Here is a 15,215-nt window from a genome sequence, read left to right as displayed (position 1 = left end):
TATTCCTTTTTCTTACATGTCTAATACTTGTCTTAAATTCACGATACTGGTAAACAAGTGGGTATCGAGTCCAGCAGCTTGCCCTGCTTCGATATCAATCGGTCGATCACCAATGACAAGTCCTGAACTAATTTGATACTTTTCTCTTAAATAAATCATGGACTCAGGATCTGGTTTTCTCTTAAAGCCTGAGTTAGAAGTCACCACTTCTGTAAAATAAGCTGCTATAGAGGTTTTTTCTAAAATTTCCAAGACCTGATTATTTCGATGAGAAACCAAAAAATGACGGCCATCTTGATTTGAAATGTCTTCCAATAAACCAGAAACTCCATCAAATAAAATCGGATGTTCTAGCTCTCTGGCTTCATTTTCCTTGTACTTTTCTAAAAAATTCTCTAAGTTGGGAGCGAATATCTCAATCGCAAAATCAGTAGAAACCTTTAAAGCTTGGTAGACACTGTCATGGTCTTGTTTGATGCCATACAATGCCAATGTTTCAACAAAGGCAGCTGTTGAAGTTTCGTAATTATCCAGTAAAGTTCCACCTAAATCCCAGATATAATCGTGATATTTCATACCCTTCATTATAGCATTTTTTTATGAAAAAAGCGATGATTTCCTTGAGTTTTCCACATAAAAAATGCTCTATATTATTTGTAGTGGGTAAATCTATTATAAATACTATGAAACCTATTTTCTTGTAGAAAAAAGTTCCATATGACCCATAATGAAAAGCGACCAAACCATCATTAGAGAGAATCATATGGAACAATTATATTTTAACACAAAACTACTTTATATTAAAAATCCTAATATCCAATTTATGGATGTTATTAATAAGGGGGGTAACTTCTCAAAGTAAGTTCCACTTGACTGGTATTGAGCCTAGCTTTTCACTAATCTTCTCTTGAAAGTTTAAAATAGATTATAAAACCTTACTCAAGAAGTCTTTAGTCCGCTGTTCTTGGGTTTGTTCAAAAATCTGTTCGGGTGTTCCGTCTTCAACAACCACACCGTCTGCCATAAAGATGACACGGTCTGCCACCTCACGAGCAAATCCCATTTCATGTGTTACGATAACCATGGTCATTCCTGACTTGGCTAAGTCTTGCATAACAGCCAACACCTCTCCTACCATTTCAGGGTCCAGGGCTGAAGTTGGCTCGTCAAAGAGCAAGACATCAGGTTCCATAGCTAAACCACGCGCGATGGCAATCCGTTGTTGCTGGCCACCTGACAAACTCTGAGGGTAAGCATCTGCCTTATCTGGTAAACCAACTTTTTCCAAAAGTTCCTTAGCTCTCTTCTCTGCAACTTCCTTACTTTCACCTTTAGTCTTGATAGGAGACAAGGTGATATTTTCCATCACAGTCATATTAGGAAAGAGATTAAATTGTTGGAAAACCATCCCCATCTTCTCACGCATGGCAAAGAGGTCATTCTTCTTGTCCGTAATATCAACTCCCTCAAAGATAACCTTCCCTTTGGTTGCTTCTTCCAACAAATTCATAGAGCGGAGCAAGGTAGATTTCCCGCTTCCTGAAGGACCAATGATAACGACAACTTCCCCTCTTTTAATCTCGAGGTTGATTCCCTTCAATACTTCATTCTTTCCAAAGGATTTATGTAAATTTTCAATTTTTATCAAGGTTTCTGTCATTATTTCTTATCTCCTTGTCCCATACGTTTTTCAAAAGCTTTCAAGGCTACTGTCAAAATAGAAGTCATAATCAAGTAATAAAAGGCTGCAAATAAAAGTGGTGTCAAAGGTAGATAGGTTGTTGTAGAAACTGTTGTAGCTCCGTTCCACAACTCCATGACACCAATAGCTGATAAAAGAGAACTATCCTTGATAATGGTGATAAATTCGTTCCCCAATGCTGGCAAAATATTTTTGATAGCTTGTGGCAAAATCACATAGCGCATCGCATTTTTAGGACGAATCCCTAAAGAATAGGCCGCCTCTAACTGACCCTTAGGAACTGCATTAATCCCAGCACGAACAGTCTCAGAAACATAAGCACCACTGTTCATAGAGATAATCAAAATCCCTGGAATCAGACGAGAAAGGTCAACACCTAAAATTCCAACCTGAATAGTCGGAGCATTGATGTGCATAAGGGCAAAGGCAATCATAATCTGAACCATCATCGGCGTCCCACGAAAAATCCAAACGTACAAGTTGGCCAGCCAAACAAGCGGTTTAAACTTTGAACGTTGCCCAAAAGCCAGGACAACACCCAAAATAGTTCCCAAAAAGACAACACAGATAGAAATGAGAACCGTCACGACAGCCCCATAGTTAAAATAAGGTAAATACTTAGGTAAAAAAGAAAAATTCATAGTCACACTGCTTTCTAAAATAGAATACTGTATGATTATAACATGTATTGAATTAAAATTCAAACTTTTTATCTGATTTATTCAAAAAATCTTTAAGCTGGTAGAATTAGCGAGAAATCTTAGTTTTTTCTAGTCAAGTTGGCCTCCTTTATGGTAAAATAGTAACGATAAGAAATGAAGGAGAATCAAAATGGAATCACATTTGGTTAGAATCATCAACCGCCTTGAAGCAATGGCAAAAGACGGCGGAAATTTAAAACGTAATTTTGAACGCGAAGGAGTTGTTGTTGCAGAAGTTGCATACAGCCACGACGAAGAAAACGGCTCAATCTTTACCCTTCGTGATGTCGAAGCTCGCGAAACTTATACTTTTGACAGCATTGACCTGATTGCAATGGAGATTTACGAACTCCTTTACTAATACAAAACAAGCTGGGATTACACCCTGCATGTCTAACCAAAATCCTTTTTGTTTCACAAATAGGATTTTTTTATTCCCTAAAATCTCAAAAATTTTCCTTGTAACAACTTCTCAAAGCTACAATCTTTTTACTTGCTTTACACCCCAATCCTGTTATAATGAAATTATAGAATTTTGACTATTTTTGACCTTTAGACAGGTCAGGCTAAAGAAAGAAATGAGGTAGATGTATGCTTTGTCAAAACTGTAAAATCAATGACTCAACAATTCATCTTTATACCAATCTCAATGGAAAACAAAAACAAATTGACCTCTGTCAAAACTGCTATAAGATCATCAAAACAGATCCTAACAATAGCCTCTTTAAAGGTATGACGGATCTGAACAATCGTGACTTTGATCCCTTTGGTGATTTCTTCAATGACCTAAACAATTTTAGACCTTCTAACAACACTCCTCCGACTCCCCCAACCCAATCGGGTGGAGGTTACGGTGGAAACGGCGGTTATGGTTCCCAAAATCGTGGACCTGCTCAAACTCCTCCACCAAGCCAAGAAAAAGGTCTGCTGGAAGAATTTGGTATCAACGTAACTGAAATTGCCCGTCGTGGAGATATAGATCCCGTTATTGGCCGCGATGATGAGATTATCCGTGTCATTGAGATTCTCAATCGCAGAACCAAGAATAATCCTGTTCTTATCGGTGAACCTGGTGTTGGAAAAACTGCCGTTGTCGAAGGTCTAGCTCAGAAAATCGTTGATGGCGACGTTCCACATAAACTCCAAGGTAAACAAGTCATCCGTCTGGATGTGGTTAGCCTAGTTCAAGGAACGGGTATTCGAGGACAATTTGAAGAACGCATGCAAAAGCTCATGGAAGAAATTCGAAAACGTGAAGACATTATTCTCTTTATCGATGAAATCCATGAAATAGTCGGTGCGGGATCTGCGGGCGATGGCAATATGGATGCAGGAAATATCCTCAAGCCAGCCCTTGCTCGTGGTGAACTGCAACTGGTCGGTGCAACTACCCTCAATGAATACCGCATCATTGAAAAAGATGCTGCCCTAGAACGCCGTATGCAGCCTGTTAAGGTCGATGAACCAACAGTGGACGAAACAATCACAATCCTCAAAGGTATTCAAAAGAAATACGAAGACTACCACCACGTTCAATATACCGATGCTGCGATTGAAGCAGCTGCAACTCTTTCCAATCGCTACATCCAAGATCGCTTCTTGCCTGACAAGGCCATCGACCTCCTAGATGAAGCGGGTTCTAAGATGAACTTGACCTTGAATTTCGTGGATCCTAAAGTAATCGATCAGCGCTTGATTGAAGCTGAAAATCTTAAATCTCAAGCTACACGAGAAGAAGATTTTGAGAAGGCCGCCTACTTCCGTGACCAGATTGCCAAGTATAAGGAAATGCAAAAGAAAAAGGTCACAGACCAGGATACTCCTATCATCAGTGAAAAAACCATTGAGCATATTATCGAGCAGAAAACCAATATCCCTGTTGGCGATTTGAAAGAGAAAGAACAATCTCAACTCATCCATCTAGCCGAAGATCTCAAGTCGCATATTATTGGACAAGACGATGCTGTCGATAAGATTGCCAAGGCTATTCACCGGAATCGTGTCGGTCTCGGTACGCCTAACCGTCCAATTGGAAGCTTCCTCTTTGTCGGACCAACTGGTGTCGGTAAAACAGAACTTTCCAAACAACTAGCTATCGAACTCTTTGGTTCTGCTGACAGTATGATTCGCTTCGATATGAGTGAATATATGGAAAAACACAGCGTGGCTAAGTTGGTCGGCGCCCCTCCAGGTTATGTTGGCTACGATGAGGCTGGGCAATTAACTGAAAAAGTTCGTCGCAATCCATATTCCCTCATCCTTCTCGATGAAGTCGAAAAAGCTCACCCAGATGTTATGCATATGTTCCTCCAGGTCTTGGACGATGGTCGTTTGACAGATGGGCAAGGACGCACCGTTAGCTTCAAGGATGCCATCATCATCATGACTTCAAATGCCGGGACTGGTAAAGCCGAAGCCAGCGTTGGTTTTGGAGCTGCTAGAGAAGGACGTACCAATTCTGTTCTCGGTGAACTCGGTAACTTCTTTAGCCCAGAGTTTATGAACCGTTTTGATGGTATTATCGAATTTAAGGCTCTCAGCAAGGACAACCTCCTTCAGATTGTCGAGCTTATGCTAGCAGACGTTAACAAGCGCCTTTCTAGCAACAACATTCATTTGGATGTAACTGACAAGGTTAAGGAAAAATTGGTTGACCTCGGCTATGATCCAAAAATGGGGGCGCGCCCACTTCGTCGTACTATTCAAGACTATATTGAAGACGCAATCACTGACTACTACCTTGAAAATCCAAGCGAAAAAAACCTCAAGGCAGTGATGACCAGCAAGGGCAACATTCAAATTAAGTCTGCCAAAAAAGCTGAAGTAAAAACTTCTGAAAAAGAAGTATAAATCCTACAGAAAAGGAGTAGAAAATGAAAATTTTCTGCTCCTTTTTATTAAAATAACTATAAATTCTTGACAGCTCGGTCTTTGTCCATTAAGATAATAATAAAGATAATAAATAATGAGGAAAATCCAATGGCAAACCCAACTTTCGGAGAAAAGAAAGCAAATACAGACTATGTTTCACGCTATGGCGTATATGCAGTTATCCCTGATGCTGAACAAAAACAAATTGTTCTTGTTCAAGCACCTAATGGTGCTTGGTTCCTACCAGGTGGTGAAATTGAAGCAGGTGAAAATCATCAAGAAGCCCTAAAGCGTGAATTGATTGAAGAGCTTGGCTTTACAGCTGAAATTGGTACCTATTACGGACAAGCTGACGAATATTTCTATTCTCGTCACCGTGACACCTACTACTACAATCCAGCCTACCTCTATGAAGCGATTTCTTTCAAAGAAGTGCAAAAGCCACTAGAAGACTTTAATCATATTGCCTGGTTCCCTATTGATGAGGCTATTGAAAACCTCAAACGTGGTAGCCATAAATGGGCTATCGAATCTTGGAAAAAACAGCATAAGATTGGCTAAATCAAGCTACTTTATTCAAAAAGTGCTATAATAGAATTAGAAAATCGGAGGAAATGTTATGAAGCTTATCAATACAACAAACTCACACTCGCAACTTGTAAAAAGCCAGCTAGAAAGTACAGATGCAACCCTTGTTGAAGTTTATTCTGCAGGTAATACAGATGTTATTTTTACCCAAGCTCCGCTTCACTATGAAATCCTCATCTCAAACAAACACCGCGCTATTCGCGAACCTGAAATCGAAGCTATTCAAGAATTTTTCTTGAAACGTAAAATTGATAAGGACTCTATTGATGAAGCCAATATCAAAACCCTCTATTCAGAAAAATTAATTGGAATTTCGATTCCAACCAAATAAAATCTTGGAGAGATTAGAAAGTGCTTTAAACCTTATGGAACAAAATTGGGTTTATTTAGCTTTTTAAATCATCTCCAATTTTTTATCTTGAAATCCTATCATACACAATTTTATAGGTAACAAAGGAGACAAGCATGGGAGACATGATATATCGAGAGGCAAGACTTGAAGAATACGAAAAAATTGGAAAACTATTAGCTAATTCTTTTCTTGACTATCCCTTTTTAACGATTATAAGGGATGATTTGAAGAAACCTGACTCCTATCCTGCTTTTGTAGAAACATTGCAAATTCTGCTTACTAGAGTCTATATTAAAAAAGGAAACTGTTTGGTTGCGGAACAAGATGGAGAATTACTTGCAGTTGCCCTTTTGCAACAAAATGATTTCTGTATACTATCCTATCTACGAAATGGTGGGACAAACATTTTTCGCTACATTCGACCACAAAATCTCCTTAAATACTTTGACTTTGTAAAACGTTCCAAAAAGCATTTAGAACAATCAGGGGAGTTTGATTGGTATTTGATGGCTTTAGCTGTCAATATAGAAAGTAAGGGGCGGGGAATAGGCAGTACTTTTCTGACACAAGGGATTGAACCTTATGTCAAATCAAAAGGCTGTAAACACTTGGGACTCATAACTAGTACAGCTAGAAATACCTCATTCTACAAAAAAAACGATTATGTATTACTGGACTATATGGACTTAAAATACGGGGCAAAATCAATTGGTAACTGGGCATTTTTAAAAACAATGAATAAATTATAACAGGCCAGCAATTTACAAATCCTATTTAAATAAGGATAACTTATATTTATAAAAACCAACGTTCAAAACGTTGGTTTTCTTATCTATTTGACTGCTTCTTTCAAAGTATCTACCTTATCCAAACGTTCCCATGGAAGGTCAATATCTGTACGTCCCATGTGTCCATAAGCCGCTGTTTGACGGTAAATTGGACGCTTAAGGTCCAGCATTTGGATAATTCCTGCTGGACGAAGGTCAAAGATTTGACGAGCAGCTTTTTCAAGTTTGCTTTCAGCTACTGTTCCTGTACCGAAGGTATCGATACGAACAGAAACAGGCTGGGCAACACCGATAGCATAAGCCAATTGCACTTCCGCCTTCTTAGCAAGACCTGCTGCAACGATATTCTTGGCAATATAACGAGCCGCATAAGAGGCTGAACGGTCCACCTTAGTCGCATCCTTACCAGAGAAAGCACCACCACCATGACGAGAGTAGCCACCATAGGTATCCACGATAATCTTACGACCAGTCAAACCTGAGTCCCCTTGAGGTCCACCGATTACAAAGCGACCAGTTGGATTGATGAAGAATTTGGTTTGCTCATCCAAGTAAGAAGCCGGAATAACTTCTTTAATGACCTTGTTAATCACATCATTATGAATTTGTTCGTTGCTGACTTCTGGATCGTGCTGAGTTGAAATCACGACTGTGTCCACACGTACTGGACGGTCATTTTCATCATACTCAACTGTAACTTGTGATTTAGCATCTGGGCGAAGATAGCTGATTTCCCCAGACTTACGAAGTTCTGCCAAACGACGAACCAATTTATGACTGAGTGAAATTGGCAATGGCATGAGCTCTTCTGTTTCATCCACTGCAAATCCAAACATGAGCCCTTGGTCTCCAGCACCAATCAAATCAAGCGGATCTTGGTCTGCATTCCCACGAACCTCCAAGGCTTCGTTGACACCTTGGGCAATGTCAGGAGATTGTTCCACCAAAGATGGATGTACTCCTACAGTCTCAGCAGAAAAACCATATTCTGTATTGGTGTAGCCAATCTCTGCAATAGTATCACGAACCACACGGTTAATATCCACATAGGCATTTGTAGATATTTCACCAAAAACATGGACTGAACCAGTATATACAGCTGTCTCAGCAGCAACGTGCGCCTCTGGATCTTTAGCTAAAACAGCATCCAAAATCGCATCTGAAATTTGGTCTGCAATCTTATCTGGATGCCCCTCAGATACAGATTCAGACGTGAATAATTTACGTTCTGACATAAAAATGTCCCCCCTTAAAAATAGTGTTATAGAGTTACAAAGTACTGATAGGTATTTTCATTTTCTAAGAGTTACAACGCGTAAGAAATAAAAACGATACTTTTTATTTCTGAAGCTAGTAAGACGCATAGGTTGACCGCATTATAGCGGCAACCGTAGAATGACGAGCGATCTTGGAGCCGTCATGCTTTGCGAGTTACGACGCAAAAGAAATAAAAACGATATTTTTTTATTTCTAAAGCTAGTAAGGCGCATAGGCTGACCGCATTATAGCGGCAACCGTAGAATGACGAGCTACTTTAGAGCCGTCATGCTTTGCGAATTACAAAGTACTGATAGGAAAACTCTTCGCGATAAATGCCTACCATCTTATCGGGACTATATAACTTTATCATTATACCATTTTTTAGCGCAATTTGCAGTCTTTAATGTAGTGTTTCTATTTAGATAGTTCGTTCTCATAAATAAAAAAAAATTGGAGCTCAGTACTCCAACTTTTTCTATTAAAATGTTTGGCGTTTTGCTTTACGCTCTGCACGACCACGAGCACGATTTTCAGCGCGTTTGGTCTTGCGGCGCTTTTCATCAACCGCCCATTGAATTTTTTTCTTATAACCCGGTTTGACTTTTTTCTTTTTCTTTTTAACCAAACCAATCATTTCGATATCAAGCTTATCTTGTTTTTTCTCACGGTTGGCACGACGATCACGGTCATAAGTATCTTGAAATTCCCCATCTTTGACCATCTTAGGAGTAAACTTGATTCCCAATTTCTCCAACTCACGGATATCCGAGTCATCACTTGGCTGATAAAGGGTAATAGCTGTACCTGGTAGGCCATTTCTTCCAGTTCGACCAACACGGTGAACAAAGAAGGACAAATCTTGCGGAATGGCATCATTGATGACATGGCTGACACCTTCAATATCAATTCCACGCGCTGCCAAGTCTGTTGCGACAATATACTCAAAATCCAGATTTTTCACCTGGTTCATGATACGTTTGCGCTCACGAGGGGCAATATCTCCATGAATCTTCGCTACCTTCAATCCTTGAGCAGTCAGATATGAATGCAATTCATCAGCACGTGTTTTAGTGTTAACAAAAATCATTGCCAAATAAGGTTGCATCAACTGAGTCAACTGATAAATTTGAGCATTCTTATCGCGTCCTTTTGTCGAAATCAACCAATTATCAATGGTATCAGAAATGACCGTTTTGGTCTTGATTTTTTCCATAACAGGATTTGACAAGTATTTTTTCAAGAATGGTTGCAGTTTTTGTGGGATAGTCGCTGAGAAGACCATGAATTGCAGGTCTTTTGGAAGGCTGCCAGCAATCTTATCAACAGTTTCCAAGAATCCCATATCCAAGGTCATGTCTGCCTCATCGACCACAAAGTTCTTGGCCTTGTGAATAGCCAAATCACCGGATTTAACCAAGTCATAGATACGTCCAGGCGTTCCGATAACAATATGAGGCTGGTTACTTGCCAATTTCTCAATCTGGCGAGCCTTATCTGTCCCCCCCACATAATTAACCACACGAACTTCCATTTCTGAGTGGGCTGCAATCTGACGAGCTGCTTGGTAAATCTGAGTAGCCAACTCACGGCTCGGTGCCGTAATGACTGCTTGAACACTATCACTAGCTTCATCTAATTGCTGAAAAATCGGTAACAAGAAAGTGTGAGTCTTACCTGAACCTGTTTTTGATTCTCCAACCAAATCTCGGCCTGCCAGGACAATGGGAATCAACTTATCTTGTACCTCTGTTGGAGTTGTAAATTTCAACTCCTCCAAGGCTTCTCTAATATAGTTTTTAAATTGAAATTTCGTAAATGACATAATACCCTCGATTCTATCTATCCTATCAATTATACCACATTTTATTCCATTTCAGTAGTCTCACTTATTTAGGCTATTTACAGTAGCTTTTCTAATCAGAAAAAGGCTGGAATGTTATAATTCCAACCTCTTTTCATACTCAATGAAAATCAAAGAGCAAACTAGGAAACTAGCCGCAGGTTGCTCAAAACAGTGTTTCGAGGTTGCAGATAGAACTGACGAAGTCAGTAACATCTATACGGCAAGGCGACGTTGACGTGGTTTGAAGAGATTTTCAAAGAGTATCAGTTATTATTTCCAGTTTAAAATAGCATTCAAGCCATAGTGATCACTAACTTGCGGACCCTTGTTACCATCAAATACGACATGTAAATTTTCCACCTCTAACTCTTTGGTAGTAAAAACATAGTCGATTCGAAGGGGTTCTGTATTCCCCTTCCAGCCATCAATTTCTGGTGGAACGGTATAGCTACCGCTTTTCTCTTGAGCAACTTCAAAAGCGTCTTGTAAGCCTAATGGACTAGCTAAAATAGCTTGGTAACCTTCCTGACCTGCTGGATTGTTGAAATCTCCAGCCAGCAAAAGTGGCTTGTTCAATTCTTTCAAGACAGCCTCAAATCGCGCCCATTCTTCTTGGAAACCTTTATCCCACCAAGAAAGGTGGACACTGGCAACTGCAAGGTCCTTGCCATCAACTACAGTTTCAGCCAGGGCGACACGGCGAGTATGATAGTCTGTTGGATCATCCACATCTGAAACCAAAATTTCTCTTGCTTCAATAGGTGTTTTAGACAAGATAGCCACACCTTCATGGTAGCGGTCATAACCAATATGGTTATAGGCCCAAGTCCAGTAGTAATCTTTCCCTTGCTCTGACAACTTTTCAACCAAAAGTCTAACATAATGGTCTTGGTGAATAGGCTCAGCTGCTGGCAAAGCTTGATAAAGGTCATTAACCTCCACCACTGGCGAAGTGATCTCCTGATTGATTTCTTGGAAACAAATCAAATCATAGTCTTTTTCAAGAATATCCTCAAGCAAAATCTGGAATTTTTCCTCTGCTTCTTTCTCCATCCAACTGTGAGTATTGAGTGTTAAAAATTTCATTCTTTTCTCCCAAAATAAGAGGTTGGAATACAGCTTCCAACCTCAAGTATATTACAATTCTACTTTAGCAACTGCTGTTTTAGCTGCAAGAGAACCTGTTTTTTCTAATTTAACTGATTTAATTGCATCACCATTTGTGAAGACAACTACTGTTGAAGTTTCACGTCCTGCTGCACGGATAGCATCCAAGTCAGCTGTGACAAGAAGATCTCCTGCTGCAACTTTTTGTCCTTCAGCAACATGAACTGTAAATGGTTTACCTTCAAGACTTACTGTGTCCAAACCAATGTGAACCAATACTTCAAGACCTGGTTCAGTCACAATACCAAGAGCATGTTTTGTTGGGAAGATGCTTGATACAGTACCTGAAACTGGAGATACAATGTTTCCATTTGCAGGTTCTACTGCAAATCCATCACCCATCATTTTTTGAGCAAATACTGGATCTTTTACTTGTTCCAAAGCAACAACTTGACCGTCTGCTACTGAGTAAACTTCCTCAGTAAGACCTTTGAAGTGAACAGTGTTTTGTTGTGCTTCAGTCATTTGGCTTGGAAGAGTTTCAGGAATGATTTCACCTGAATCAAGGATATCTTGGATATCAGATTTCAATACGTCTGCTTTTGGACCGTAGATAGCTTGAACTCCTTGTCCTTTCATGACAAGACCCATAGCTCCTTCTGCTTTCCATTGTTCTGCATCACCGACTTTGTCAGCATCTTTTACAGTTACACGAAGACGAGTCATACATGCATCAACATCAACGATGTTTGCACGTCCACCAAGAAGGTTAATAATGTTTACAGCTTGAGAGCCTGCTGCAACTTTCACTTCGCTACTAGCTTCTTCTGAACCTTCAGCAGTTTCGTAATTTCCGTTACGTCCTGGAGTTGCGTAGTTGAATTTTTGAATCATGAAGTTTGCGATAAAGTACATGATTACGGCAAAGAGAACAGTTACCCAGATAAAGTTAACGATATCCATACCAATACCAGCATTAATTGCTAGTGGTGTACGAGTCAAGAATTCAATTGAACCGAATGAGTGGACACGTAGGTTTACTACGTCAGCCATAGCGAAGGCAGCACCTTGAACAAGTGAGTAAACAAGATACATAGGTGTTGCTACAAACATGAACATGTATTCGATTGGTTCAGTAACCCCTGTCAAGAATGTTGCAAGAGCTGTCGCAATCATCATACCTTTATATTGATGTTTCTTATCAGCATCGACATTACGGTAGATAGCAACGATCATACCCATCAAGATACCGAATGAACCGATCATTTGTCCAACTTTGAAACGAGCTGGGTGAACAGTATCTAACAATTGTTGGTAGTGACTTGCATCTGTACCTTTAAGGTTAACAAGGTCTGTTACCCATGCAAGCCATAGTGGGTCTTGACCAAATACTTGAGTACCTTTAGCTGCACCAGTTAAAATGTCATAAGTACCACCAAGAGCTGTGTAGTTCATTGGGATAGTCAACATATGGTGAAGACCAAATGGCAAGAGCAAACGTTCCAAAGTACCATACAAGAATGGTGCAAGGATTGGAGCAGTTTCTTGTGAGTTGGCAATCCAGATACCAAAGCTATTGATACCTGTTTGAACTACTGGCCAGAAGGCAGCAAGTAGAATTGCAGCGATTGCTGAACGAAGAATAACTACAAATGGTACGAAACGTTTCCCGTTGAAGAATGAAAGTGCATCAGGAAGTTTACGGAAGTTGTAGTATTTATTGTAAGCAGTTGCCCCTACAAAACCTGAGATAATCCCTACAAACACACCCATGTTCAATGCTGGAGCTTCAAGAACACTAATGAAGTAATCAGCAACTTTGATTGAACCACCAAAGAGAGTTGTGACCATAGCATCTGGATTTTTCAACATATCTCCTGATACACCAAAGATTGTACCAGTGATACGGTTAATCAAGATGAAGGCAAGACCAGCGGCGAAAGCACCACCAGCACGTTCTTTAGCCCAGCTTCCTCCAATTGCTAGGGCAAACAAAATGTGAAGGTTACCGATAACCCCCCAACCAATTTGCTCAAGAATTCCACCTGTAACTACAAGTGGTGCAAAAGTTGGGTTAATCATTACGATAGACTTACCGATTGAAATCATCAAACCAGCAGCCGGCATAACCGCGATAACCACCATCAAAGCCTTACCGAATTTTTGCCAAAACTCGAAAGACAAGACATTTTTGAATGTATCTTTCATCATTCAAATCTCCTTTATTTTTATTTAGGCAAACGTTTTACGAAAACGTTTGCACTTTCTATAATTCAATTATACCACTTTAATTTTTTTTGTAAAGGCTTTTATAAAAAAAAGTAGACTTTTTTCTAAAATTTTTGTAGTAAAAAAGGAGATATTAAAATCTCCTCAAATATACTTCTATTTTAGATTTTCAGGAATCGGCGCATTGAAATTCCTGATCCGATTGAACCGATAAAAATTCCAATCACAAATAATAGAGCAATCATCAGTGGACTGAATATTTCTGGTGATATCATCGAAAGGTTCTGACCAACCAATGACTTATTAACCGATTGGTAAACCATTTTATAGACAATAAATACCAAAACTGATGGAAGTGTTGCTCCAAGCAAACCAATGAAGGCACCTTCAAGCAAGAAAGGCCCGCGGATATAGCCATTCTTAGCACCTACTAAACGCATGATTTGAATTTCACGGCTTCGTGAAATGATGGTGATACGTATAGTATTAGAAATCAAGAACACTGCAATGAAAATCAATAATCCCGCGATAACTAGTCCCCAGACACGAATAAATGAGGCTAACTTAAACAAGCGTTCTGTATTAGCACCACCATCTTGAACTTCTGATACACCTTCGATTTTTTTAGCCTCTTCTGCTACTGTCTTTACATCACTTGGTGTATTGGTATCAACGATATATGCATCATAGAGAGGGTTGGCATCGCCTTCAAAGATTTTCCAGTTGTCCCCCATTGTTTCTGTCAACTTTTCATATTGTTCTTCTTTACTTGAAAACGTAACACTTTTAACGGTTGACATACCTTTCAAAGCATCATATACCTTATGGTAGTCGTTATTTGTAACAGTTTGACCTTCTTTTTCAATCGTCTCACTATTATCAGCTACGTCCTTACGAATGTATACCATTACTCGAACATTATTTTCAATATCTGTAGCTAGTTTAGCCGTATTAAAGATAACAGATGCAAATATTGCAACCAAGGTCAAAGTAATCATAACTGAACTGACAGCAGCTACTGTCATCCAGCCATTTCGTTTTAAACTTTTTAATGATTCAAATAAATGACGAAAAAATCTACTAATCATCGTATCCATATTCTCCTTTAGCTTCGTCACGAACGACACGGCCATTTTCAATGGCAATGACACGGTGGCGCAAGGTATTTACAATCTGACTGTTGTGGGTAGCCATCAAGACAGTTGTCCCTTGGAGATTGATGCGTTCCAGCAAGTTCATAATTTCCCATGAATTATCTGGGTCCAAGTTTCCTGTTGGTTCGTCCGCAATCAATACTTTTGGATTGTTTACAATGGCACGTGCAATTGCAATCCGTTGCTGTTCTCCCCCTGAAAGTTCATTTGGGAAAGAACGAACCTTATGCTTCAATCCAACCAAGTCTAAAACTTCCATAACACGTTTTTTGATATTACGGCGGCTCTCACCAATAACTTCCATTGCATAAGCAATATTTTCATAAACGGTTTTCTTTGGTAACAGTTTATAATCTTGGAAGACAACCCCAACACTACGACGTAGGAGAGGGACATCTTTCTTTTTAATTCTAACCAGATTAAAACCAGCAACAGTTAAGCTTCCTTTTTCGATTTTTACTTCGCGGTACAAAGCTCTAATAAATGTTGATTTCCCAGCTCCTGACGGACCTACGATATAGGCAAATTCCCCGGGTTCAACAGTGACTGAGACACCTCGCAAAGCAGTCGTTCCGTTGTCGTATTTTTTGACGACATCTCTCATTTCAATGATTGACATG

14 protein-coding genes are annotated in these 15,215 nt (G+C 39.6%); 5 read left to right on the top strand and 9 right to left on the bottom strand.

The annotated features are described in order from the left end of the window. Window positions 1-12: 12 nt before the first annotated feature. From CBI42_RS06500 to CBI42_RS06480, 3 genes are all read right to left on the bottom strand, one after another. On the bottom strand, window positions 13-576 hold the full coding sequence (locus tag CBI42_RS06500) for an HAD family hydrolase (protein WP_064276973.1): 564 nt from the start codon (window positions 574-576) through the stop codon (window positions 13-15). 349 nt (window positions 577-925) lie between these two features. Next, a complete protein-coding gene (locus tag CBI42_RS06485) occupies window positions 926-1,660 on the bottom strand; it encodes an amino acid ABC transporter ATP-binding protein (protein ID WP_004259929.1) in 735 nt (244 codons plus the stop codon). Beyond that, the gene (locus CBI42_RS06480) at window positions 1,660-2,343 is read right to left on the bottom strand and encodes an amino acid ABC transporter permease (RefSeq protein ID WP_001011642.1); all 684 of its coding nucleotides are present in this window, start codon (window positions 2,341-2,343) and stop codon (window positions 1,660-1,662) included. Before CBI42_RS06480 ends, CBI42_RS06485 begins: the two co-directional genes overlap by 1 nt. A 190-nt stretch (window positions 2,344-2,533) precedes the next feature. Here CBI42_RS06480 and CBI42_RS06475 point away from each other — a divergent pair, with 190 nt between their 5' ends. The 5 genes from CBI42_RS06475 to CBI42_RS06455 all read left to right on the top strand — a co-directional run bounded on the left by CBI42_RS06475 (window position 2,534) and on the right by CBI42_RS06455 (window position 6,963). Beyond that, a complete protein-coding gene (locus CBI42_RS06475) occupies window positions 2,534-2,764 on the top strand; it encodes a DUF1797 family protein (protein ID WP_000443570.1) in 231 nt (76 codons plus the stop codon). A gap of 230 nt (window positions 2,765-2,994) precedes the next feature. Then, window positions 2,995-5,253, top strand: coding sequence for an ATP-dependent Clp protease ATP-binding subunit (locus CBI42_RS06470; protein ID WP_094753552.1), 2,259 nt, complete (start codon window positions 2,995-2,997; stop codon window positions 5,251-5,253). A gap of 129 nt (window positions 5,254-5,382) precedes the next feature. Continuing rightward, the gene (locus CBI42_RS06465) at window positions 5,383-5,835 is read left to right on the top strand and encodes an NUDIX hydrolase (protein ID WP_061589831.1); all 453 of its coding nucleotides are present in this window, start codon (window positions 5,383-5,385) and stop codon (window positions 5,833-5,835) included. Window positions 5,836-5,893: 58 nt separating this feature from the next. Continuing rightward, on the top strand, window positions 5,894-6,193 hold the full coding sequence (locus CBI42_RS06460) for a DUF1827 family protein (protein ID WP_000767189.1): 300 nt from the start codon (window positions 5,894-5,896) through the stop codon (window positions 6,191-6,193). Window positions 6,194-6,327: 134 nt separating this feature from the next. After that, window positions 6,328-6,963, top strand: a complete 636-nt coding sequence (locus tag CBI42_RS06455) for a GNAT family N-acetyltransferase (RefSeq protein WP_061589832.1) — start codon at window positions 6,328-6,330, stop codon at window positions 6,961-6,963. A gap of 83 nt (window positions 6,964-7,046) precedes the next feature. Here CBI42_RS06455 and metK read toward each other — a convergent pair whose 3' ends face one another. From metK to ftsE, 6 genes are all read right to left on the bottom strand, one after another. Continuing rightward, window positions 7,047-8,237 (bottom strand): methionine adenosyltransferase, encoded by a 1,191-nt coding sequence (metK, locus tag CBI42_RS06450; protein WP_094753551.1) that lies wholly within the window; start codon window positions 8,235-8,237, stop codon window positions 7,047-7,049. A 503-nt stretch (window positions 8,238-8,740) separates the two neighbouring features. Beyond that, on the bottom strand, window positions 8,741-10,084 hold the full coding sequence (locus CBI42_RS06440) for a DEAD/DEAH box helicase (protein WP_094753550.1): 1,344 nt from the start codon (window positions 10,082-10,084) through the stop codon (window positions 8,741-8,743). 291 nt (window positions 10,085-10,375) lie between these two features. Beyond that, window positions 10,376-11,191 carry an endonuclease/exonuclease/phosphatase family protein gene (locus tag CBI42_RS06430; RefSeq protein WP_020903475.1) on the bottom strand — a complete coding sequence of 272 codons (816 nt, stop codon included), beginning with the start codon at window positions 11,189-11,191 and terminating at the stop codon, window positions 10,376-10,378. Between the two features lie 51 nt (window positions 11,192-11,242). Further along, complete coding sequence (locus CBI42_RS06425) at window positions 11,243-13,423, bottom strand: PTS transporter subunit IIBC (protein WP_020903476.1); 2,181 nt, start codon at window positions 13,421-13,423, stop codon at window positions 11,243-11,245. Between the two features lie 179 nt (window positions 13,424-13,602). After that, a complete protein-coding gene (gene ftsX, locus CBI42_RS06420) occupies window positions 13,603-14,529 on the bottom strand; it encodes a permease-like cell division protein FtsX (RefSeq protein ID WP_042751472.1) in 927 nt (308 codons plus the stop codon). Further along, the gene (gene ftsE, locus CBI42_RS06415; RefSeq protein WP_094753549.1) at window positions 14,522-15,214 is read right to left on the bottom strand and encodes a cell division ATP-binding protein FtsE; all 693 of its coding nucleotides are present in this window, start codon (window positions 15,212-15,214) and stop codon (window positions 14,522-14,524) included. The genes ftsX and ftsE overlap by 8 nt, the downstream gene beginning before the upstream one ends. Window position 15,215 lies beyond the last annotated feature (1 nt).

Source organism: Streptococcus sp. KR (assembly GCF_002238115.1).
Classification (GTDB): Bacteria; Bacillota; Bacilli; order Lactobacillales; family Streptococcaceae; genus Streptococcus.
This window is presented reverse-complemented; position numbering and strand designations above follow the sequence as displayed.